This window comes from Blastococcus haudaquaticus (assembly GCF_900230285.1).
Lineage (GTDB): Bacteria > Actinomycetota > Actinomycetes > Mycobacteriales > Geodermatophilaceae > Blastococcus_B > Blastococcus_B haudaquaticus.
Map to the genome: position 1 here is coordinate 356555 of NZ_OCNK01000001.1, position 22145 is coordinate 378699.

The following is a 22145-nucleotide window of genomic DNA, read 5'->3' on the forward strand; positions in this document are numbered from 1 at the left end:
GTGCGGGTCGCAGCGGCCATCGCTGTCAGGACGGGCCCGCCTTGTACCCGACGCCACGGACGGTCAGCACGACCTCGGGCTTCTCCGGGTCGCGCTCGATCTTGGCGCGCAGCCGCTGCACGTGGACGTTGACCAGCCGGGTGTCGGCGGCGTGCCGGTAGCCCCACACCTGCTCGAGCAGCAGCTCGCGGGTGAACACCTGCCGGGGCTTGCGGGCCAGCGCGACCAGCAGGTCGAACTCCAGCGGCGTCAGGGCGATCGCGACGCCGTCGCGGGTGACCTGGTGGGCCGGGACGTCGATCTGCACGTCGCCGATGGCCAGGTTCTCCGCCTGCCCGGTCTCGCCGCGGCGCAGCTGTGCCCGGACGCGGGCGACCAGCTCCACCGGCTTGAAGGGCTTGGTCACGTAGTCGTCGGCGCCGGCCTCCAGCCCCTGGACGACGTCGATCGTGTCGCCCTTGGCGGTCAGCATGACGATGGGCACCGTCGACTGGGTGCGGATGTCCTGGCAGATCTGCAGGCCGTTGCGACCGGGCAGCATCAGGTCCAGGAGCACGAGGTCCGGTCGCGTCTGCTGGAAGACACCGACCGCGCGGTTGCCGTCGGAGACGAAGGCGGGCTCGTAGCCCTCGCGCCGCAGCACGATGCCGAGCATCTCGGCGAGGGCGGCGTCGTCGTCGACGACGAGGACACGGCCGCGGCTGGGCCCGTTCTGCGGAGCGGTGGGTGGCACGGCGACCATTCTGCCTGTCTGGCGGGGAAAGCGGCCCACCCGTGAGGGTGAGCCGCTTTCCCCGGTGACCGGATGGAACGGCCCCCTCCCAGGGGCCCGCGCCGAGCGGAGCGAGGCGTGGGGAGGGAGGGGGTCCTCTCAGTAGCGGTAGTGGTCGCTCTTGTAGGGACCCTCGACCGGGACGCCGATGTAGTCGGCCTGCACCTTGCTGAGCTCGGTGAGCTTCACGCCCAGCGCGTCCAGGTGCAGGCGCGCCACGTGCTCGTCGAGCTTCTTCGGCAGCACCGTGACTCCGGGGGTCTGGCCCTCGTAGGCGGCCCGGTTGTTCCACAGCTCGATCTGGGCGAGCGTCTGGTTGGAGAACGACGCGCTCATCACGAAGCTGGGGTGCCCGGTGGCGTTGCCGAGGTTCAGCAGCCGGCCCTCGGAGAGCACGATGATCGTGTGGCCGTCCTCGAACCGCCACTCGTCGACCTGCGGCTTGATCGTCGTCCGGACGACGCCCGGGGTCTTCGCCAGGCCGGCCATGTCGATCTCGTTGTCGAAGTGACCGATGTTGCCGATGATCGCCTGGTGCTTGGTCGAGGCCAGCTGCTCGGCGGAGATGATGTCCTTGTTGCCGGTCGTGGTGATGATGATGTCGGCCTTGCCGATCACCTCGTCCAGCGTGGTCACCTCGTAGCCGTGCATGGCGGCCTGCAGGGCGCAGATGGGGTCGATCTCGGTGATGATCACGCGGGCGCCCTGGCCGCGCAGCGACTCCGCGCAGCCCTTGCCGACGTCGCCGTAGCCGCAGACCACGGCCACCTTGCCGCCGATCATGACGTCGGTGGCGCGGTTGAGACCGTCGATCAGCGAGTGCCGGCAGCCGTAGAGGTTGTCGAACTTGCTCTTGGTGACCGAGTCGTTGACGTTGATCGCCGGGAAGAGCAGGCGGCCGTCACGGGCGAGCTCGTAGAGCCGCATGACGCCGGTGGTGGTCTCCTCGGTGACGCCCTTGATGCCCTGGCCGATGCGGGTCCAGTACTGGCCGTCCTCGGCGAGGGTGCCGCGGAGGGTGTCGAGGATGACCGCGTACTCCTCGGAGTCGGCGTCGGTGGTGTCGGGGACGACGCCGTCGGCCTCGAAGCGGGTGCCGAGGTGGACGAGCAGGGTGGCGTCCCCACCGTCGTCGAGCAGCATGTTCGGGCCGACGACCGCGCCCGACTCGTCGCGGAACTCGAACAGGCGCTGGGTGCACCACCAGTACTCGGGCAGCGACTCGCCCTTCCAGGCGAAGACCGGAACACCGGCGGGCTGCTCGGGGGTGCCCTCGCCGACGACGATCGCCGCGGCGGCGTGGTCCTGGGTGGAGAAGATGTTGCAGGACACCCAGCGGACGTCGGCACCGAGCGCGGTCAGCGTCTCGATGAGGACGGCGGTCTGCACGGTCATGTGCAGCGAGCCGGCCACGCGGGCACCGGCCAGCGGCTGCGCGTCGCCGTACTCGGCGCGCAGCGCCATGAGACCGGGCATCTCGTGCTCGGCGAGCTCGATCTCCTTGCGGCCGAAGCCGGCCAGGGAGAGGTCGGCGACCTTGAAGTCGGCCGAGCCGTCGGGGGTGGTCAGGGTGGTCGGGCGGGTGCCAGTGCTGGCAGTCATGTCGCTCCAGGGTGCGTGCCGGTGCCGTGCGGGCGATGCAGGAGGTGATCGGCGCACGGCAGCGGGCTCTCGGCGGTCGCTGAAAAGAGCGAGCGTGCCGAGGCTTCGGCGGGGCTCGTACCGCCGTCCACGATACGTCGTGACCGGTCCGTGACAAAGCCCCCACACCGACCCCCACACACCGGCCCCAGCACCGACCTCCTCCACGGCACCGCCCCCCGTCGGCGCCGGGCGGGGAGGAGGAGGCGGCGCTCAGGCGAGGTTCGTCGTCGCCCGGTGGACGACGCCCGGGCCGCGTGCGGTGACCGGTGCGCCGGCAGGGACGAAGGCCGACTGCCCCTTGTCCAGCACCACCTCGCCCTCCGGCGAGGTCAGCACGACCGTGCCTTCCGTGCACAGCAGCAGCTGCGGCCCGCCGGTCGTGAGCGTGCCCTCCTGCACACCCAGCTGGCACCGGGTCAGGTCGAAGTCCTCGACCGGCACCGGGTAGCGCAGTCCGCCCGGGCCGAGCACCGGATGGATGACCGGGACCCGCCCGTCGGTGAAGTCCAGCACCTCGATCAGCGCCGCCAGGTCGACGTACTTGCCGGTCAGCCCGCCGCGCAGCACGTTGTCCGAGCTCGCCATGATCTCCACGCCGGCGCCCGAGAGGTAGGCGTGCAGGTTGCCGGCGGGCAGGAACACCGCCTCCCCCGGCGAGAGCTTGAGGTGGTTGCACATCAGCGAGATGACCACGCCCGGGTCACCGGGGTAGGTCTCCGCCAGCGACGCCGCCCACCGGTAGGTGTTGATGAACTCCGGGTCGTGGGCGGCCACGAAGCGGGCCGCGGCCTCGGCGACCGCGCTGACAAGGACCGCACGGTGATCCGGGTTCAGGGCGAGCAGCTGCGGGATGGCCGCGCGCAGCCCGCCGCGGGCCAGGGCCGCGATCGTGGGCTTGAGCTCGGGCACCTGGAGCTTGGCCAGGCAGTGCAGCGACTCCTCGACCGGGCGGAAGCCGCACAAGGCCTCGACGGGGGTCAGCGCCAGCAGCAGCTCCGGCTTGTGGAACGGGTCCTTGAACGTCCGCGTCGCGTCGTCGCGCGGAACGCCCGCGGCCTCCTCGGCGGCGAAGCCGGCCTGCGCCTGCTCCGGCGTGGGATGCGCCTGCAGCGACAGGGGCTTGTCGGCGGCGAGCACCTTCAGCAGGAACGGCAGACGCGAGCCGAACCGCTCGCGGACCTCGGCCCCGAGCAGGAGGTCGGGCTGTTCCTCGATCGCCTTGTCCAGGGAGGTGCCGTTGGACAGCACGCTGGGGGCATCGGGGTGCGCCCCCATCCACAGCTCGGCGTAGGGCTGGTCGGCCGGGCTGGGCTCACCCAGGAGCTCGGGGATCACGGTGCGCGAGCCCCACGGGTAATGACGCACGGTGTTCTGCAGCTGCCACATCGGCGCGACACTATCGCCCACCCGCCCGGCGGGCGGGCGCCGCGCACCACCGGCCCCAGTGGTGGTCTGCGGCAACGCGGCCCCCAGGGCGGCACCGTCGCCGCTGCGCCGCCCGTGCTGTCAGACCGCGGCGCGCACGTCGGGGGCCCCGAGCCGGGCGGCGTCCGCCGTGTGGTCGTCGGGCATCCGCTGGGACTCCCGTTCCGCCTCGACGCGCGCCGTGTAGTGCGCGACCTCGCGGCTGGTCCGCTCCTCGTCCCAGCCGAGCGCCGCAGCCATGAGCCGCGCGACCTGCGGCGCGGACTCCACGCCCCGGTGGTCGGTCTCGATGGACACCCGCGTCCGCCGGGTGAGGACGTCGTCCAGGTGCAGGGCGCCTTCGGCGAGGACGGCGTGCACCACCTCGGCGGACAGGTATCCCGGCGCGCCCTCGAGCGGCCGGGCCAGCGCCGGGTCGGAACGCGCGAGGTCCAGGACGTCGCCGGTGCGGTCACCGTGCCGGCGCAGGAGCCGCGCGACCGTCGACTCGGGTACGCCGCTGCCGTCGGCGAGCTCCGCCGCCCGGTCACGGACGTCGGCCCAGCGGTGCGCGCCCACCAGCGGCAGCCGGGCGGTCCGGGAGGCCGGCGCGCCGGGCAGACCTGCCACCGCCGCGTCGACGGCGTCCTCGGCCATGACCCGGTAGGTCGTGTACTTGCCGCCCGCCACGAGGACCAGGCCGGGGACCGGGGTGATGACGGCGTGCTCGCGGGACAGCCGGCTGGTCTGGTCGGACTCCCCGGCCAGCAGCGGGCGCAGCCCGGCGTAGACACCGAGGATGTCCTCGGGGGTGACCGGACGCACGAGCACCCGGTTGACCTGGTCGAGGATGTAGTCGATGTCCGCGCTGCTGGCCGCGGGGTGGTCGCGGTCGAGCCGCCACGGGGTGTCGGTGGTCCCGATGATCCAGCGCTCGTCGCCCCAGGGGATGACGAACAGGACGCTGGTCGGCGTCCGGAGGATGAGCCCGGAGGGTGTGCCGCCGGCGGTTGCCAGCGCGTCCCCGTCGATGGCCGCGCGGGGCACCACGAGATGGACGCCCTTGGAGGCGCGGACCTTCAGGCTGGGCGCGTCCGCACCGAGCATGGCTCCGACGTCGTCGCTCCAGACGCCGGTCGCGGCCACGACGCTCCGGGCCCGGACCGTGAAGGACGACCCGTCGGTCAGGTCGGCCACGCGGGCGCCGACGACCGGCGAGTCCGGTCCGTCGCCGTCGCCGTCGCGCAGGAGGTCGACGACGCGGGCGCTGGATAGCACCCGGGCGCCGTAGCCGGCAGCCGTGCGGACGACGGCCAGGGTGTGCCGGGCGTCGTCCACCTGCGCGTCCCAGTAGCGGATCGATCCGCGGACGACGTCACCGCGCAGGCCCGGGAACGCCGCGAGCGTCTTCTTCCGCGAGAGGTGCCGGTGGCGCGGGATCTCCCGGCCGCGGGCGAACGCGGCACCGAGCACGTCGTACAGGGCGACGCCCGCGCCGAAGTAGGCGCGCTGCCAGACCGGTGCGGTGAGCGGCAGCAGGAAGGGCAGCGGTGTGACGAGGTGCGGGGCGATGGTCTGCACCAGCCGGGCACGCTCCGACAACGCCTCGTGCACCAGCGGGAACGCGAACTGCTCGAGGTAGCGCAGGCCGCCGTGGATGAGCTTGCTCGACCGGCTCGACGTGCCGGCCGCCCAGTCCCGCGCCTCCACCAGCGCGACGGAGAGCCCGCGGCTGGCGGCGTCGAGCGCCGCCCCGGCACCGGTGACGCCGCCACCGATCACGAGGACGTCGACGACCTCGTCCTCCAGGCGGGCGCGGTCGGCGCGGCGGCGCGCCGGTGACAGCAGCGTGCGGTCGGTCTCCCCCGGGTGCATGACTCCTACTGTCCCCCACCCGCGCCCGGCCCCGTCCGGAGGCTCACGGCGAGCCAGGTGACGTGCTGGAACGGCCCTCCTGCAGGGGCCCGCCGCGAGCGTGCGAGTGGCGGGGGGCAGGGGGGTCCTTCTTCAGTGCGCCTCGGCCGGCTTCTTGCGCCGGTGCACCGTCAGGTTCATGACCAGCACGATCAGGGCGCCGACGACGAGCCCGAGCAGCGCACTGCCGAGGGTGTTCACGATCCAGCCCACGACGCCGCCGACCGCGCCCGTCGCCTCCTTCGCCGCCTCCTCGAGGTGGTGCACGAACTCGTAGATCGGGTGGAAGCCCAGCTCGTCGGTGCCCACCAGGATGATGTGCCCGCCGACCCAGAGCATCGCGGCCGTCCCGACGATCGTCAGGGCGGTCAGCAGCTTCGGCATGCCCTTGACCAGCCCGCGGCCGAAGGCGGCCACCCCCTTGCCCGACCTCTGGGACAGGCTCAGGCCGACGTCGTCCATCTTCACGATGACACCGACGACGCCGTACACCAGCACGGTGATGCCGACCGCGACGACCGCCAGGATGATCGCCCGGGACACGAACGCCTCGGAGGCCACCTCGTTGAGCGAGATGACCATGATCTCCGCCGACAGGATGAAGTCGGTGCGGACGGCACCGGTGACGATGGTCTTCTCGTCCGGGAGCGCCTCCTCCACGGATGCGTGCGCCTCGGCGTGCCCGCTGACCCGGTGCCAGATCTTCTCCGCGCCCTCGTAGCAGAGGTAGGCCCCGCCGATCATGAGGATCGGGGTCAGCAGCCAGGGCAGGAACTGGCTGAGCAGCAGGATCACCGGCAGGATGATGAGCAGCTTGTTGCGCAGGGAGCCCAGCGCGATCTTGCGGATGATCGGCAGCTCGCGTTCGGCGTTCAGCCCGTGCACGTACTGCGGCGTGACGGCCGTGTCGTCGACGACCACCCCGGCGGCCTTGATGCTCGCCCGGCCGGCGGCGGCCCCGATGTCGTCGATCGACGCGGCGGCTGCACGCGCCAGCACCGCCACGTCGTCCAGCAGCGCTACGAGTCCACCCGCCACGTGAGGGTCCTTCCGGTCGTGAGCACCAGCGTGCTGTTCCAGTGATGGTGTCTGTCGGGTCCTGCGGTGCGCGACTGCGCGCCGGCCGTCGGGGTGGACTACCCGGCGAGGGGCGGTCGAACGCGCCGGGGCCGCGCCGGCCGTGTCACGGTCGCCGCGCCCGCTCGTTGTCCACGGCCAGGGCCAGGTAGACGGCGGTGAAGTCGGCCACGGCCAGCTGCCTGGCCAGCCGGGGCAACCGCGCGAACCGGCCGGGCTCGCCGTGCTCGGCCAGCCCGCTCACCGGGACGGTGTGCGTGGCCGCGGTGCGCAGCACCTCGTCCATGGCCGCCGGCGCCGACCGTGGTTCGCGCTCGCCCGCGCCGGGTCCGGGGGCGTCGGTGTCGCGGATGGTGAGGAGCCGCAGCCGGCGACCCGGGTCGTCGGCGCGGTCCCGGAAGAAGTCGTCGGCGTCCCGCGGGGCCAGCGGGCCACCGAGGACCGCGCAGGCGGCGACGCGCTGGTCGGGCAGCCGGAAGGCGCTCGCGGGCAGCCCGGCCAGGGTGGCGAGCTGGTCGACGATCCGGGTGGCGGCCGCGTCGGCCATCGGGCCCTCCGCGGCGATGACCGGCAGCGCGTCCAGCAGCTCCAGGGCCAACGTCTTGGCCGGGTTCACGAAGGAGTCCTGAGCGGGACCGCACTCCATGGCGATCTCGTCGAGGGCGGCTGCGATCGCCTCCGGATCGGCGACGTCCGCGGGGAGGAGGCCGAGCTCCCGGACCAGGAGGAGGAGCGGCGTCAGCAGGGACCACAGCGTGGTGTGCCGGGCCCTCGACGCGGGCAGCGCCACGTACGGCGCCCGGGCAGCGGAGCAGGCTGCGTGCAGCGGCGCCTCCTCCGCCCCGATCCCGACGAGGGACACGCCCCGGCGGGCCGCCTCGTAGGCGGGGGCCACCGCGTAGGCGCCCGCCCCGGTGCGGGTGACGACGACCGCGATGTCGCTCGGCCCCGTCCACACCGGCAGCGTCGGCCCGGGGACGACGTCGACGGTGACGGGGCTGGACGGGCCCAGCAGGGCACGCAGGACCGACGCGGCGACAGCGCCCTCCCGTCGCGCCACGATGACCATTCCGCGGGGGCGCCCGCCCCCCGTGACGCGCTCGAGGCCCGCCTCTGCGGTGAGCCGGGCCGTCTCCCGCACCTGGGCGCCGGCGCCCGCCACCGCGAGCAGCAGATCTCTGGGGTCGCGGGCACGCAGCAGCTCGAGGTCGTCGAGGACCTCCTCGGCGAACTCCGGGGTCACAGGTCTACCGCCATCGGGTCCTCGGCCCTCAGCTCCGGTGCCGGGCCTCGTCCAGCAGCAGCACGGGGATGCCGTCGCGCACGGGGAAGGCCCGGTCGCACGTCGTGCACAACAGCTCGCTCGCCGCCTCGTCGACGGTGAGCGGGCTGTGGTGGGTGTCGGGGCAGGCCAGGATGGCCAGCAGCTCGGGGTCCAGACCCAGCGGACCGCTCGACGTCGCCCCGGTCACGCGCGCACCATGCCCAGGATCTGGTCCCGGAGCTCGGCCATCCGCGGCTCGTCCGGCGCCTCGACGTTGAGCCGCAGCAGCGGCTCGGTGTTGCTCGCCCGCAGGTTGAACCAGGCGCCGTCGGGCAGCTGGACGGTCAGGCCGTCCAGCTCGTCCACGGTGACGCCCTCGTGCGCCTCGAAGGTGGACCGGACCTCCGCCGCCTTCGCCGGGGCGTCGGCGACGGTGGAGTTGATCTCGCCCGACGCGACGTACCGGCTGTAGGCCGCCGTGAGCTCCGAGAGCGGGGCGGACTGCTCCCCCAGCGCTGCCAGCACGTGCATGGCCGCGAGCATCCCCGTGTCGGCCCGCCAGAAGTCCCGGAAGTAGTAGTGCGCGGAGTGCTCGCCGCCGAAGACGGCGTCGGTACGGGCCATCTCCTCCTTGATGAAGGAGTGGCCCACGCGGGTGCGGACGGGCTCTCCCCCGTGCTCGCGCACGATCTCCGGGACCGCCTTCGAGGTGATCAGGTTGTGGATGATCGTCGTCCCGCGGCCCTTGGCCAGCTCGCGGACGGCGACCAGCGCCGTCACCGCCGAGGGACTCACCGGGTCGCCGTTCTCGTCGACGACGAAGACGCGGTCGGCGTCCCCGTCGAAGGCCAGGCCGATGTCGGCCCCGTGCTCGCGGACGGCGGCCTGCAGGTCGACCAGGTTCGCCGGGTCCAGCGGGTTGGCCTCGTGGTTGGGGAAGCTGCCGTCGAGCTCGAAGTACAGCGGCACGATCTCCAGCGGCAGCCCGGAGAGGACCACCGGGACGGTGTGCCCGCCCATGCCGTTCCCGGCGTCGACGACGACCTTCAGCCGGCGGATGCCCGACAGGTCCACGAGCGAGTGCAGGTGTGCCGCGTACCCGGCGAGGACGTCCTGGGAGCTCACCGTCCCGATCCGCTCGGGCTCCCGGTCGTAGCTGTCGCGCTGGGCCCACTCGCGGATCGTGGCCAGGCCCGAGTCCTGGCCGATCGGCGCCGCACCGGCGCGGCACATCTTGATGCCGTTGTACTGGGCGGGGTTGTGGCTGGCGGTGAACATCGCTCCCGGCATGTCCAGCGAGCCGGCCGCGTAGTACAGCAGGTCGGTGGAGCCCAGCCCGGCCTCGATGACGTCCACCCCCCGACTGATCACGCCCTCGGCGAAGGCGCGGGAGAGGGGGATCGAGGACTCGCGCATGTCGTGCGCCGTGACCACGGAGGTCGCGCCGCTGTCGCTGACCACGAACTCGGCGAACGCGGCCCCGATGGCACGGCTGGTCGCCTCGTCCCACTCGTCAGGGACGACCCCGCGGACGTCGTAGGCCTTGATGATCGTCGACAGGTCCGGCAACGCAGCTCACCCTCGTCCTCGCGGCAGTTCGTGCACCCCGGGCGGCACCCGGCCCGCCGACCCTATAAGGACCGCGCTGCTCGCCACCGAGGAAGGACCCCGACCCCTGGTGCTCGCCCGCTCGGGCGAGCCGCCGGACGGTGTCGTCGACGGCACCTCGCGACGGGCTCAGGTGAGGTCGGGCAGGACCCGGAGGTGGCCGCGTCGGGTTCCGCTGCCGTCGTCGGCAGGGTTCCGCGGGGGCTCGGGCCGGGCCGCCTCGCGCACGGCGTCGGCGAGCGCGAGCAGGTCGTCGCCGGTCGGCCCGGCGTCGTCCAGGTCGATCTCGTGCCGGACGACCTCCCAGCCGCGCGGCACGGTCAGCCGCTCGGCGTGGAACTCGCACAGGTCGTAGCTGTGCGGCTCCGAGAAGGTCGCCAGAGGGCCGACAACGGCCGTCGACTCCGCGTACACGTAGGTCAATGTCGCCGCTGCCGGTTGCGCGCAGCCGCTGCGCGAGCAGCGACGTGACTGCCTCACCACCGGTTCCTCACGCATCGCACAGTAATCGCGCAGAGCGATCCATGGGAGCAGGCACACCGGAAATCTGGCCATGGCCGGACGACGGCCGGACAGCCAGCCCCATCCTGCACGATGACCCCGTGGGCACCGACACCGGTCCCGCCTCCTCACCCGGCCGTAGGCTCGCACCGCCATGACCCCGCCCGCACCCGCTCCCCGCCCCCGTCGCACCGCCTCGCGGCGGGACCGGCACGGCCGTGGGCTGCGCGGCCGGCTGGTGCCCGCCGAGGTGCCGCTGGCCCGCTCCAGGGCCGAGCAGTTCGACGATCTGGTCCTCGACGCGGTCGAGGACATCGAGCGCCGCTGGGAGCGGGAGCTCGCCGGCGTCGAGTTCGCGGTCGAGGACGTGCCGTGGGTCGAGCACACCAGCCCCGACGAGGTGGTGCACGACGCCGACGTGCTGGACGACGGCTCGGTGCCCCTGGCCCGGGTGCTGCCCGCCCACCGCGAGGGCGAGCGGGAGGTGCCACCGCGCATCGTCGTCTACCGGCGACCGCTGGAGATCCGGGCGCACGACCGGGAGGATCTCGCCGAACTGGTGCGCGACGTCGTCGTCGACCAGGTGGCCGTCCTCCTCGGCCGCGACCCGGAGGAGATCGACCCCACGGGCTGACGGAGGACCCGTACGGCGGCCCGTGGAGCGGGCAGCTCCATCACGCCGCGGGTCGTCGCCGGGGGTCCTGGGATGCTGACCGCGATGGAGATCCCCGTGACGGCCGGGCCGTGGCTCGTGCTCGGTGTCGTGCTCGGGCTCCTCGTGCCCGTCCTCGCGGTCGCCGTGGGTCTCCTGGGGCGGAGCCGCGGTGCGGACGCACCGCCGCCTGCCCCCGACGAGCCGGAGCAGGACGACCTCCCCGGCTTCCTCGCGTCGCCGCCCGGCTCCGTTCCCGGCCCCGTCGCGCCGGTCGCGGCCTGGCCCCCGCTGAGCAGCCCGCCCGCCGCTCCCCCGCAGCAGGCCGCGCCGGGGCGCGAGGACCGGAGCGGGCTCCGGCTCCTGGCCACCATGGCCGTCGGCGCGCTGCTGCTGATCGGCGCCGCCGCGGCCGTGGCCGCTGTCCGCACGCCGGACCGGCCCGCGGTCGGGACGCCGACCACCGCGGACGACCGCGACCCGGCGCGCAGCAGCGCCCCGGCCCGGTCCAGCGACCTCGCGGCGGACCTCACCTTCGGCGGCGTCGTCCTGGAGCGACACGCGGTGGGCGTCACCGTGGCCCGTCCCCGGGTACGGGTGACCACGGAGGACGGTCGCACCACCGCGACGATCGAGCTGGCCACGTTCAACTGCCTGCGGACCGACGCCCCCGCGGACCCGGAGGCCGCAGGGTGCACGCGGTCGGTCACCGAGGTCGCGGAGCTGTCCACGCCGCAGCTCGATGCACGGAGGGACGGTGGCGGCGTGCGCGTCTCCGGCGCCTTCGCCACCTCCCGGCCCGCAGCCGGTTCCGCGCCGGTCGCCACGGGGCGCGTGTACGACGTCGTCGTCACCGCCCGGCCGCGGGACGGCGAGAGCTCCGGGGGACGCACGCCCGCGACCGGGGTGCTCGAGGTCGGCGGCGAGCGGGTGGGCAGCGGGGACGACGGGGACGACGTCCTGGTCCGGGGCGGCTGAGGCTCAGGGCCAGCGGCGGGCCGGGTCGGTCAGGCGGACCACCGGCGCGCCCATGGCGTCGCCCAGGCCCCCGACGTCGCTGAACCCCCACCACGGCCACCGGTCGAGCCCGTCGACGAGGGTGAGCAGGGCGGCCCGCGGCCCGTCGGTCCCCGGGATCACGGCGACCTCCAGCTGCCCGATCGCCACGTGCAGCCGCGCGGCGGCACGCAGGAACGCCCGGTCCCGCGGCCCCGGCACCCGGGCCAGCAGCGTGGGCAGCCACCGTTCGAGCTCGCGGGGGTCGCCGCTGCGCAGCACCTCGCCCCGGCCGTCCAGCTCGTCGACGACGCCGGTGCTGCGGGCGTTGGCGATCAGCCCGTCGGGCAACCGCGCGGCCAGCGCCCGCGCCGTGGGATCGCCGGTGGGCAGGCCGGCCAGGTCGAGCCGGTGGAACCCGCGGACCCCGCGCAGCAGACCGGCGATGCCCGCGGCGAGGAGCTCCGCCGCGTGCTCGTCGCGGGCCAGCAGGCGCGCCGGGGGGCGGCCACCCGGCGCGGGCCCGACTCCGTCGCCGAGCACCCCCACCCGGACCCACGGGCCACTGCGGCGCAGGGTGAGGAACGCCACCGCCTCGGGGCGGCCCCCGGTGTGCGGTTCGACCAGCACAGCGACGGGCCGGCCCGCACCACCGCCCACACCGCGGCGCGCGGCGCCGGCGTTGAGGACCGCCGTGAGCCACGGCCCCCGGGCGGTCACGGGAACCCGCAGCTGGGCCATCAACGGTGCCGCGGCGCGCACCTCACGGGCGACCCGGGCGCGACCGACGGCGATCCGGGTGAGCACCCCCGCATACGACCACAGCCGCCGACGGGATCCGTCAGCGGCTGCGGGTCGGCCCGAGGGGTCAGGCCGTCGAAGCTCTGGTGTCCTTCGTCAGACTGCGCGGCGGCGCAGGCGGCGGCGCTCACGCTCGGACAGGCCGCCCCAGATGCCGAAGCGCTCGTCGTTGGAGAGGGCGTACTCCAGGCACTGCGCCTTGACCTCGCAGCCGGTGCAGATCTTCTTCGCCTCGCGGGTGGAGCCGCCCTTCTCCGGGAAGAACGCCTCCGGGTCGGTCTCGGCGCACAGCGCCTGCTCCTGCCACGACTGGGCGTCCGCCTCGGCGCCGATCCCGAGCAGGCCGGCGATGCCCGCACCGCCCATGCCCACACCGCCCATGCCCTGGCCGCCCGTTCCCTGGCCGCTGATGCCCTGGCCGGTTCCGGCCCCGAAGCGGTCGGTCGACCGGTCGGTAGCGCTGACGTAGTCGCTCAACCACGAAATCTCGGCCATGTCGGTGCGTCCCCTCTCGCTCTTGCCCCGGTGCGCGGTTCCCGGGACGCTCCCGGACCGGCCTGCACTCGATGACATCGACGGAATTACACGCGTGTCGTTGCCTGCCCGTCAACTTTGCTCGGTGTAAGCGACACGCCACACCAGCCCCATCCGTACCAGGCGTTCGTCAGATGCTGTCCCAACCCTCGACACGCCCGTGGAACAGTCGACAAGTGCCCATCGGGCACCATGTGTTTCGTGCAGATCGTGGTGCTGGCAGGTGGGACCGGAGGGGCTCGATTCCTGCGCGGAGTCCGGGCCGCGCGGCCGGACGCGGAGATCACCGCCGTCGTGAACACCGGTGACGACGTGACGCTGCACGGTCTGCGGATCTGCCCGGACCTCGACACGGTCATGTACACCCTCGGCGGCGGCATCGACGAGGAACGGGGTTGGGGCCGGGCCGAGGAGAGCTGGACGGTCAAGGCGGAGCTGGCCGCCTACGGTGCCGACCCCGACTGGTTCGGCCTCGGCGACCGCGACGTCGCCACCCACCTCGTCCGCACCCGGATGCTCGACGCCGGCTACCCGCTGTCGGCCGTGACCGCGGCGCTGGCCGACCGCTGGCAGCCCGGCGTCACCCTCCTGCCGATGAGCGACCAGCGGGTGGAGACCCACGTGGTCGTCGAGGACCCGGACACCGGCCGGCAGCGCGCCATCCACTTCCAGGAGTGGTGGGTGCGTCATCGCGCGGCGCCGGAGCCCCGGGCCTTCGTCCAGATCGGGGTGGACGCCGCCCGGCCCGGTCCCGGCGTCGTGGAGGCGTTCTCCGGCGCGGACGCCGTCCTCCTGGCGCCGTCGAACCCCGTGGTGTCGATCGGCACCATCCTCGGCGTGCCCGGTCTGCGCGCGGCGCTGCAGTCCTCGCCGGCCCCGGTCGTGGGGGTCTCCCCCATCGTCGGCGGGGCCGTGGTCCGCGGGATGGCCGACCGCTGCCTGCCCGCCCTGGGCATCGAGGTCAGCGCCGAGGGGGTGGGCCGGCACTACGGAGCACGCTCCGACGGAGGCCTGCTCGACGCGTGGCTCGTCGCCCCGGACGACGGCGCCTCCGTCCCGGGCGTCGACGTCCGGCAGGTACCGCTGCTGATGTCCTCCCCGGACACGACCGAGGCCCTCGCCCGCGCAGCCCTGGAGGCCGCCGCCGCGGCGCGCGGCCGCCGATGAGCGAGCCGCCCGCCGGCATCTCGGTCCTGCCGGTCGAGGGCCTGCCCGAGTTCACGCCGGGCGACGACCTGGCCGCGGCGATCGCGGACGCGGCGCCCTGGCTGGCCGACGGCGACGTCGTCGTCGTCACCTCCAAGGCCGTCTCCAAGGTGGAGGGCCGGCTCGTCCACGTCCCGCCCGGTGCCGACCGGGAGGCGATGCGGCTGCAGGCGGTCGAGCAGGAGGCCGTGCGGGTGGTCGCCCGTCGCGGCCCGCTGGCCATCGTCGAGACCCGGCAGGGCTGGGTGGTGGCGGCCGCCGGCATCGACGCCTCCAACATCGGCCAGGACGCGCTCGTCCTGCTCCCGGAGGACGCCGACGCGTCGGCCCGGTCCCTGCGCGCCCGGCTCGGCGAGCTCCTGGGCGTCGACGTCGCCGTGGTCGTGAGCGACACCTTCGGCCGGACCTGGCGGGAGGGCCTGACCGACGTGGCGGTCGGCGCCGCCGGAATCCCGGCGCTCACCGACCACCGTGGCGCCGTCGACGCGTGGGGCAACCGGCTGGAGACCACCCGGGTCGCCGTCGTCGACGAGCTCGCGTCGGCCGCCGACCTGGTCAAGGGCAAGCTGTCCGGCGTCCCGGTGGCCGTCGTCCGCGGTCTGCCGGTCGACCGTCCGGAGCCCGACACCGGCACCCGGGCGCTCGTGCGGCGCGCGGCCGACGACCTCTTCCCCTACGGGGCGCGGGACCTCGTCGGCGCCCGCCGGCCCGGTACGGGCCTCGCCGCGCGCGCCGGGGAACGGGAGGCCGTGGCCCAGGCCTTCCGCGTCGCCAGTTCCGCGTTGCCGGAGTTCCCGGTCGTCCTGCGTCACGGCGGGGCGGGCGACGGCGTCGTCGACGTGCACCTCGGCGACGTCCCGAGCCTGACGACGGCGCTCAACCTCGGCGCGCTGCTGGGGGCGGCCATCGTCCAGCTGCACGCCGAGGGGTGGACGACCCGCTGGGAGCCGGTCGGCACGCCGGGCGGCTCCTCACTCGTCGGGAGGTTGTGGCTCGGCACGCCCGCGTCGTGACCACGTCGTCTTCAGTAGCGTCGGACCCGTGGAGATCCGCGAACTCGCCGTACCGGACAGCTACGTGCTCGATCTCGTGCCCCACGGCGACTCGCGCGGCCGCTTCACCGAGTGGTACCGCGCCGACGTCCTGTCCGAGGTCACCGGGGCCGGGCTGACGCTGGCCCAGGCCAACCACAGCGTGTCCGCGCGTGGCGTGCTGCGGGGCGTCCACTTCGCCCTCGTGCCACCCGGTCAGGCCAAGTACGTCTACTGCCCGGCCGGGAAGGTGCTCGACGTGGTCGTCGACGTCCGGGTCGGCTCCCCCACGTTCGGGGTGCACGACGCCGTCGTCCTGGACAGCGAGCAGCCGCGGGCGGTCTACCTCTCGGAGGGGCTCGGGCACGCCTTCCTCTCGCTGGCCGACCACAGCTCGGTGACCTACCTCGTGTCGACCGGCTACTCCCCCGGCCGCGAGTTCGGCGTCGACCCGATGGACCCGGAGCTCGACCTGCCGTGGCCGTCCGGTCTCGAGTTCGAGTTCTCGGCCAAGGACCGGGCCGCCCCGACGCTCGCCGAGGCCCGGGAGAAGGGGCTGCTGCCCACCATGGAGCAGTGCGCGGCCCGGTACGCCGAACGCCGTACGCCGTCGCACTGAGGGCGGACGTCCGGTCCTCCCTTGTGGGGAGGACCCCGCTCGGCGCCGGGTTCCGGGCGCGCGCACGGATACGGTGACGAGGTGCGAGGCATCATTCTGGCGGGCGGCACCGGCAGCCGGCTCTTCCCCATCACGCAGGCCGTCAGCAAGCAGCTCATGCCGGTCTACGACAAGCCGATGATCTACTACCCGCTCTCCACGCTGATGATGGCCGGGGTGCGCGAGGTGCTGGTCATCACCACGCCCGGGGACCAGGACGCCTTCCGGGACCTGCTCGGCGACGGCAGCCGGCTGGGCATGCGGCTCGAGTACGCCGTCCAGCCCCGGCCCGAAGGACTCGCTCAGGCCTTCCTGATCGCCGCGGACTTCCTCGACGGCGAGGCGGCGGCGCTGGTGCTGGGCGACAACATCTTCTACGGCGCCGGGCTCGGAACGGCGCTGAGCCGCCTCCCCACGCCCGCCGGCGGGCACGTCTTCGCCTACCACGTCGCCAACCCCCGCGAGTACGGCGTCGTGGAGTTCGACGCCGAGGGCCGGGTGCTCTCCATCGAGGAGAAGCCCGCCCGGCCCAAGAGCTCCTACGCGGTGCCGGGCCTCTACTTCTACGCGGGCGACGTCGTCGAGGTGGCCCGGGGCATCACGCCGAGCGCGCGGGGCGAGCTGGAGATCACGGCGGTCAACGAGCACTACCTGCGCGAAGGACGGCTGACCGTCACCGCCCTCGACCGGGGCACCGCCTGGCTGGACACCGGCACGTTCGCGTCCCTGCGACAGGCCACGGAGTTCGTCTCCGTCGTCGAGGAACGCCAGGGCCTCAAGATCGGCTGCATCGAGGAGGTCGCCTGGCGCAACGGCTGGCTGGACGACGACGGGCTGCGACGTGCCGCCGGACCGCTGGGCAAGAGCGGCTACGGCGACTACCTCCTCGCCCTGCTGAGCGAGCGCGTCTGACCCCCGCCCCTTCCCGGAGGGCGCGCGCCGCTCAGATCGACCGGTAGTCGGTGGGCGCGAAGCGCGGGCCGTGGCGGGGACGGCGAGCCCCGCCGACCAGCAGCAACCGGACCACCCGCTGCCGCTGACCGCGCCACGGCTCCAGCAGCTCGAGCATCTCCGCGTCATCGGTGTTCCGCTGCCCGGCGAGCGCGAAGCCGACGATGTTCTTCAGGTGGTAGTCGCCCACGCTGACGGTGTCGGGGCAGCCGAGGGCCCGCTGGACCACCTCCGCCGCCGTCCAGACGCCGATCCCGGGGACGGAGCACAGCCGCTTCCGCAGCGCCGCCGAGTCGCCCGCGACCTCCGGCTCGAACTTCGCGGCGACGGAGGCCACCGCGCGCAGCGCCCGCCGCCGGGCGCCGTCCAGACCGCAGCGGTGCCACTCCCAGTCGGTGACCTCGAGGACCCTCCGCGGCGACGGCGGCACGCGCATGCCCTCGGGGGCGGGCCCGGGCGCCGGTTCGCCGGCCAGGCGCAGCAGCTCGCGCCACACGCGGTTGGCCTCGACGGTGGTGACCTTCTGCTCGAGGACGGCGGGGGCGAGCGCGTCCCAGGTGCGCCCGGTGCGGCCCAGCCGCAGCCACGGCGTGCGGCGGTGCAGGTCCCCGATCAGCGGGTGGCCCCCCGGGTCGAACTCGTCGCACCGGTCCGAGGCACCGAGCCATCCGGGCACCGCCGCGGCGGCCCAGCCGGCGCCCGGTCCCCACGCCGAGATCCGCACGGCGCCGAGGGACATCGAGATCCGCACCGTCGCCGGGCCCTCCGGCGTCGTGGTCGTCCGCCAGAGCCCGTCGTCCGCGATGCGGAACGTCGGGTCGCCGGTCCCCCGCCGGTTCGGCGACAGGCTCCGGACGACGTCCAGCGGCCAGTCCGGCCGGAACTCCGTCTCGACGGCGGCGGCCGGCACGGTGCTGGTCAGGACGTTCCCCCGGGGTGGTTCGGTCAGGTGGTGGCGGGCGGGGCCGTGCTCAGCGCCGGGCCATGCTCAGCGCCGGGCCATGCTCAGCGCGGCGCCATCCGCAGCGCGCCGTCCATCCGGATGACCTCGCCGTTGAGGTAGCCGTGCTCGACGATCGCGAGCGCGAGCTCGGCGAAGTCGGTCGGGCGGCCGAGGCGCTTGGGAAAGGGTATGCCCGCCGAGAGCGCCGTCCGGGCCTCCTCGGGCAGGCTGCCGAGCAGCGGCGTGTCGACCAGGCCCGGGGCGATGGTGCAGACCCGGACGCCGACGGCGGACAGGTCCCGCGCGGCGGGCAGGGTCAGGCCCACGATGCCGCCCTTGGACGCCGCGTACGCGACCTGGCCGATCTGACCGTCGTAGGCCGCGATCGAGGCGGTGTTGACGACCACACCCCGCTCGCCGTCCTCCTCCGGCTCGGTGGCGGCCATGGCCGCGGCGGCCAGCCGCAGGACGTTGAAGGTGCCGACCAGGTTGACCATGACGGTGCGGGTGAAGGCGCCCAGGTCGTGCGGTTCCCCGGCTCGGCCGACGGTGCGCTGGGCCCAGCCGATGCCGGCGCAGTTGATCGCGATGCGCAACGGCCGGTCCTTGCCCGTCGCGTCGGCGATGCCCGCCTGCACCGACGCCTCGTCGGTGACGTCGGTGCGGACGAACGTCGCGTCCCCGCCCAGCTCCCCGGCCAGCGCGGCGCCCTTGTCCTCCTGCAGGTCCAGGATCGTGACGGCGACCCCGCGGGCGGCCAGGGCTCGGCTGGTGGCCTCGCCGAGCCCGGAGGCCCCACCCGAGACCACGGCGGCGACGTCGAAGTTCTTCATGCCCGGCAAGGTATCCCGGCGCCCCGTGTCAGCCGAACCGCGACCCGTGCCGGCGCTCCACCTCGGCCAGCAGCTGCTTGACCCGTTCGGCGTCCCCGGCCGGGCAGACCATGGTGACGTCGGCCGTGTGCACCACGACGCTGTCCCGCACGCCGACCAGGGCGACCAGGTGCTCGGGGTCGTCGCTGAAGACGATGTTCCCGGCCGCGTCGAGGGCGACGACCATCCCGGAGACGGCGTTGCCGGCCTCGTCGGTGCTGAGGGTGCTGGCCAGCGCCGGCCACGAGCCGACGTCGAGCCAGTCGACGTCGAGGTCGACGACGAGCACGCGCCCGGGCTCGGCCGCGGCCGGCTCGAGGACGGCGTAGTCGACGCTGATCTTCGGCAGGGTCGGGAAGACCTCGGCCAGGACGGCCTCACGGTCCGGCCCGGACGGCGCGGCCACGATGCGGGCGAGCCCGTCGGCCGACGCCGGCAGGTGCTCGCCGAGGGCGTCGAGGACGGTCCGGGCCCGCCAGACGAACATGCCGGAGTTCCACAGGTACTGACCCGAGTCGAGGTACTGCTGCGCCGTCGCGAGGTCCGGCTTCTCCCGGAAGGAGGCGGCCTCGGCCACCCCCGCCACCTCGGTGGCCGGGCCGCGCTGCACGTAGCCGAAACCGGTCGCCGGCGACGTCGGCGTGATGCCGAGGGTGACCAGCGCGCGCGGCCGGGCGGCCAGGGCGTCGTAGGCGGTCTCGAGGGCGGCCGCGAACCGCTCGACGGGCCGGATGACGTGGTCGGCGCTGACCACCGCCAGCTCCGCCTCGGGGTCGACGTCGGCGACCAGCGCGGCGGCGAGGCCGACGGCGTTGGCGGTGTCCCGCGCCACCGGCTCGAGGATCAGCCGGTCGGCCCGCAGCTCGGGCAGCGCGGCGGCGACCTGCTCGCCGTACCGGGCGGCGGTGCACACCCAGATCTGCTCGGCCGGCAGCAGCGCCCGGAGCCGGGCGAAGGCCTCGGCCAGGAGGCTGTGCGCGCCGCCGGTCCCGTCGGCGACCACGTCGAGCAGCTGCTTGGGACGCTCGGCGCGGGACAGCGGCCACAGCCGAGTCCCCGAGCCTCCGGCCATGATCACCGCGTGCCTCATGTCACCCCTTCTTCTGCAGCCGGCGCCCGCCGGCCGCCCGTCCGGTCCTCTGCAGCGCCGCCACCGTCCACCGCGGTCGGGCTCCGGCTGCCACGCGCCCGCTGATGTAGGCCAGCCCCATCCGGGCGCCCAGTCCGGCGCGCAGCGCGGCCCGGAGCGGCGCGTACCGCCGGCCGGGGTAGCGGCGGGACAGGTATCGCAGCGCGCTCGTGTGGTGCACCCGCTGCATGCGGTGCGGTTCCCGCCGGGTGGAGTGACCGCCCTCGTGCACCACGACGGCCGAGGGCGCGTACACGTGCAGCCAGCCGGCCTGCGACATGCGGTCGGCCAGGTCGACGTCCTCGAAGTACATGAAGTAGCTCGGGTCGAAGCCGCCCACGGCGTCGAACGCCTCCAGGCGGACCAGGAGGCAGGAGCCCGACAGCCAGCCGGCGGGGCGCTCCCGCGGCGCCTCGCTCTCCCGCCGGTACCGCGCCGTCCACGGGTTGGCGGGCCAGGCCCAGCCGAGCAGGGCGTGCCCCGCACCGGTGGACAGCTGCGGCAGGTCGCGGGCGGAGGGGTACAGCTGACCGTCCGGGGTCCGGATGGCCGGGCCCGTCGTCGCCGCGCGCGGCCACCGCTCGGCGACCGCGAGCAGCTCGTCGACGGACCCCGCCTCGAACCGGACGTCGGGGTTGGCGACCAGGGCGTAGGTGCCCTCGGCGCCGGCGAGCCCGGCGTTGGCGGCGGCGCCGTAGCCGATGTTCCCGCCGGTGCGCAGCAGGGTCACGTGCGGGAACCGCTCGGCCGCGGCCTCGGGCACGCCGTCGGTGGAGCCGTTGTCCGCGAGCACCACCTCGACCGGACGGGTCGTCGCCGTGGCCAGCGACTCCAGGAAGCCGTCGAGGGTCTCCCCCGGCGAGTACGTCACCGCCACCACGCGCATCGGCCGCGTTCCCGAGCGCTCGTCCACGACCTCGACCCTACGGTCCGCGCCCGTGGGCCGAAGTCCGACCCCCACTGGGTCGGCCCGCACCCGGTCAGCCCGCGGCGGCGCGCGCGAAGGTCCGCAGGTGGGCCTCCGCCGAGGCCGCCCAGGTGAACTCCGCCGCGCGGGTCACCGCCGCATCCGCCAGCTCCGCCCTCCGGGCCGGCTCCGTCAGCAGGCGCACCAGTCCGTCGGCCAGGTCTCCCGGCGTCGACTCCACGTACTCGACGGCGTCCCCGCCCACCTCCGGGATCGCCAGGTGGGGGCTGGTGAGCACCGCCGCACCGCAGGCCATCGCCTCCAGCACGGGCAGGCCGAAGCCCTCGCCCAGGCTGGGATAGGCGACCACCTCGGCGCCGCCCAGGAGCCCCGCGAGCTGCTCGAGCGGCAGGTACCCGGGGGCCAGCACCTCGAGGTCGTCGGGGACGGCGGCCAGCGCCGGGTCGACCCGGTCGTCCCAGCCGCGCCCGCCGGCCAGGACCAGCGCCGGCGGATCGTCGACCCGCCGGCAGGCCTGCTGCCAGCCGGCGATGAGCGCCGGCACGTTCTTGCGCGGCTCGATCGTCCCCAGGAAGGCCACGTAGCGGCGCGCCGCCAGGCCCAGCGTGGCGCGTGCCTGCTCCCGCTCCTCCGGCGAGGGCAGGTGGAAGCTCACGGGGTCGACACCGTGGTGGGCGACGTCGACCCGCTCGCGCGTCGCGCCGGCCACCCGCGCCAGCTCGTCCAGGGTCGCCCGGGAGGGCACGACGCACCGGGCCGCCAGCCGCAGGGAGGCCCGCGTCCACGTGCGGAAGAACGTCCGCTTCACCGGCTGGTGCACCTCGGGCGAGGTGAAGAACGTCGCGTCGTGCAGCGTCGTCACCACCGGCAGACCGGCGCGCAGCGGGAACGTGTAGTGCGGGCAGTGCAGCACCTGCGCACCCACGGCGCGGGCCACGCGGGGGAGCCCGACCTGCTCCCAGGCCAGCCGGGCGGGACGGCTCTCGATCGCCGGCGGAGCCGCCACCACGTCGGCCGAGGGCAGCAGCGTCCCGTACAGCTCGAGGTCGCGGGCCTGGCAGACCACGGCCAGCGACGCGCCCACCTCCTGCAACGCAGGCAGCAACTGGTCCACGTAGCGGCCGACGCCCCCGCGGTCGGCCGGGACGGCGGTGGCGTCGACGAGGACGCGCGTGCGGGCTCCGGCCCCCATGACCCCGCCCCCCATGACCCGCCTCCCGCTCGTCCGTCGGTGGACGCAGCACACGATACGGGCGGCGC

At 74.5% G+C, this 22145-nt stretch carries 22 protein-coding genes; 6 read left to right on the forward strand and 16 right to left on the reverse strand.

From position 1 onward, the window contains the following. Positions 1-25 precede the first annotated feature (25 nt). The 9 genes from mtrA to CRP30_RS01775 all read right to left on the reverse strand — a co-directional run bounded on the left by mtrA (position 26) and on the right by CRP30_RS01775 (position 10163). Entirely contained in the window at positions 26-742 is a 717-nt protein-coding gene (gene mtrA, locus CRP30_RS01735; RefSeq protein ID WP_097182241.1) for an MtrAB system response regulator MtrA, read from the reverse strand. Positions 743-871: 129 nt separating this feature from the next. Continuing rightward, the gene (gene ahcY, locus CRP30_RS01740) at positions 872-2374 is read right to left on the reverse strand and encodes an adenosylhomocysteinase (RefSeq protein WP_097182242.1); all 1503 of its coding nucleotides are present in this window, start codon (positions 2372-2374) and stop codon (positions 872-874) included. 252 nt (positions 2375-2626) lie between these two features. Next, the gene (gene manA / locus CRP30_RS01745; RefSeq protein WP_097182243.1) at positions 2627-3802 is read right to left on the reverse strand and encodes a mannose-6-phosphate isomerase, class I; all 1176 of its coding nucleotides are present in this window, start codon (positions 3800-3802) and stop codon (positions 2627-2629) included. 120 nt (positions 3803-3922) lie between these two features. Beyond that, on the reverse strand, positions 3923-5695 hold the full coding sequence (locus tag CRP30_RS01750; protein ID WP_097182244.1) for a glycerol-3-phosphate dehydrogenase/oxidase: 1773 nt from the start codon (positions 5693-5695) through the stop codon (positions 3923-3925). 132 nt (positions 5696-5827) lie between these two features. After that, a complete protein-coding gene (locus CRP30_RS01755) occupies positions 5828-6772 on the reverse strand; it encodes a DUF808 domain-containing protein (RefSeq protein WP_097182245.1) in 945 nt (314 codons plus the stop codon). Positions 6773-6917: 145 nt separating this feature from the next. Further along, positions 6918-8054, reverse strand: a complete 1137-nt coding sequence (locus tag CRP30_RS01760) for an SIS domain-containing protein (RefSeq protein ID WP_097182246.1) — start codon at positions 8052-8054, stop codon at positions 6918-6920. 28 nt (positions 8055-8082) lie between these two features. Continuing rightward, positions 8083-8283 carry a Trm112 family protein gene (locus tag CRP30_RS01765; protein WP_255407324.1) on the reverse strand — a complete coding sequence of 67 codons (201 nt, stop codon included), beginning with the start codon at positions 8281-8283 and terminating at the stop codon, positions 8083-8085. Then, positions 8280-9644 (reverse strand): phosphomannomutase/phosphoglucomutase, encoded by a 1365-nt coding sequence (locus CRP30_RS01770; RefSeq protein ID WP_097182247.1) that lies wholly within the window; start codon positions 9642-9644, stop codon positions 8280-8282. Before CRP30_RS01770 ends, CRP30_RS01765 begins: the two co-directional genes overlap by 4 nt. A 168-nt stretch (positions 9645-9812) precedes the next feature. After that, positions 9813-10163 (reverse strand): DUF3499 domain-containing protein, encoded by a 351-nt coding sequence (locus CRP30_RS01775; RefSeq protein ID WP_097182248.1) that lies wholly within the window; start codon positions 10161-10163, stop codon positions 9813-9815. Positions 10164-10338: 175 nt separating this feature from the next. Here CRP30_RS01775 and CRP30_RS01780 point away from each other — a divergent pair, with 175 nt between their 5' ends. Next, the gene (locus CRP30_RS01780) at positions 10339-10818 is read left to right on the forward strand and encodes a metallopeptidase family protein (protein WP_097182249.1); all 480 of its coding nucleotides are present in this window, start codon (positions 10339-10341) and stop codon (positions 10816-10818) included. Positions 10819-10902: 84 nt separating this feature from the next. Continuing rightward, positions 10903-11814, forward strand: coding sequence for a hypothetical protein (locus tag CRP30_RS01785; RefSeq protein WP_143278382.1), 912 nt, complete (start codon positions 10903-10905; stop codon positions 11812-11814). A 3-nt stretch (positions 11815-11817) separates the two neighbouring features. Here the strand turns inward: CRP30_RS01785 and CRP30_RS01790 are convergent, their stop codons facing one another. Both CRP30_RS01790 and CRP30_RS01795 read right to left on the reverse strand, forming a co-directional pair. Continuing rightward, on the reverse strand, positions 11818-12639 hold the full coding sequence (locus tag CRP30_RS01790; protein WP_097182251.1) for a GNAT family N-acetyltransferase: 822 nt from the start codon (positions 12637-12639) through the stop codon (positions 11818-11820). A 90-nt stretch (positions 12640-12729) separates the two neighbouring features. Then, the gene (locus CRP30_RS01795) at positions 12730-12999 is read right to left on the reverse strand and encodes a WhiB family transcriptional regulator (RefSeq protein WP_200814574.1); all 270 of its coding nucleotides are present in this window, start codon (positions 12997-12999) and stop codon (positions 12730-12732) included. A gap of 369 nt (positions 13000-13368) precedes the next feature. On the opposite strand from CRP30_RS01795, the gene cofD reads away from it, so the two are divergent. The 4 genes from cofD to rfbA all read left to right on the forward strand — a co-directional run bounded on the left by cofD (position 13369) and on the right by rfbA (position 16974). Continuing rightward, positions 13369-14334, forward strand: a complete 966-nt coding sequence (gene cofD / locus CRP30_RS01800; protein ID WP_097182253.1) for a 2-phospho-L-lactate transferase — start codon at positions 13369-13371, stop codon at positions 14332-14334. Beyond that, entirely contained in the window at positions 14331-15386 is a 1056-nt protein-coding gene (locus CRP30_RS01805; RefSeq protein WP_097182254.1) for a coenzyme F420-0:L-glutamate ligase, read from the forward strand. The genes cofD and CRP30_RS01805 overlap by 4 nt, the downstream gene beginning before the upstream one ends. A gap of 28 nt (positions 15387-15414) precedes the next feature. After that, entirely contained in the window at positions 15415-16023 is a 609-nt protein-coding gene (locus CRP30_RS01810; RefSeq protein WP_097182255.1) for a dTDP-4-dehydrorhamnose 3,5-epimerase family protein, read from the forward strand. An 81-nt stretch (positions 16024-16104) separates the two neighbouring features. After that, complete coding sequence (gene rfbA / locus CRP30_RS01815; RefSeq protein ID WP_097182256.1) at positions 16105-16974, forward strand: glucose-1-phosphate thymidylyltransferase RfbA; 870 nt, start codon at positions 16105-16107, stop codon at positions 16972-16974. Between the two features lie 31 nt (positions 16975-17005). Here the strand turns inward: rfbA and CRP30_RS01820 are convergent, their stop codons facing one another. The 5 genes from CRP30_RS01820 to CRP30_RS01840 all read right to left on the reverse strand — a co-directional run bounded on the left by CRP30_RS01820 (position 17006) and on the right by CRP30_RS01840 (position 22092). Then, the gene (locus tag CRP30_RS01820; protein ID WP_235003114.1) at positions 17006-17923 is read right to left on the reverse strand and encodes a DNA-3-methyladenine glycosylase family protein; all 918 of its coding nucleotides are present in this window, start codon (positions 17921-17923) and stop codon (positions 17006-17008) included. A 95-nt stretch (positions 17924-18018) separates the two neighbouring features. Beyond that, complete coding sequence (locus CRP30_RS01825) at positions 18019-18789, reverse strand: SDR family NAD(P)-dependent oxidoreductase (protein ID WP_097182258.1); 771 nt, start codon at positions 18787-18789, stop codon at positions 18019-18021. Positions 18790-18817: 28 nt separating this feature from the next. Beyond that, entirely contained in the window at positions 18818-19918 is a 1101-nt protein-coding gene (locus CRP30_RS01830) for a mannose-1-phosphate guanylyltransferase (RefSeq protein ID WP_097182259.1), read from the reverse strand. Position 19919: 1 nt separating this feature from the next. After that, on the reverse strand, positions 19920-20870 hold the full coding sequence (locus tag CRP30_RS01835) for a glycosyltransferase family 2 protein (RefSeq protein WP_235003115.1): 951 nt from the start codon (positions 20868-20870) through the stop codon (positions 19920-19922). Between the two features lie 67 nt (positions 20871-20937). Then, positions 20938-22092, reverse strand: a complete 1155-nt coding sequence (locus CRP30_RS01840; RefSeq protein WP_235003116.1) for a glycosyltransferase family 4 protein — start codon at positions 22090-22092, stop codon at positions 20938-20940. Positions 22093-22145: the final 53 nt, after the last annotated feature.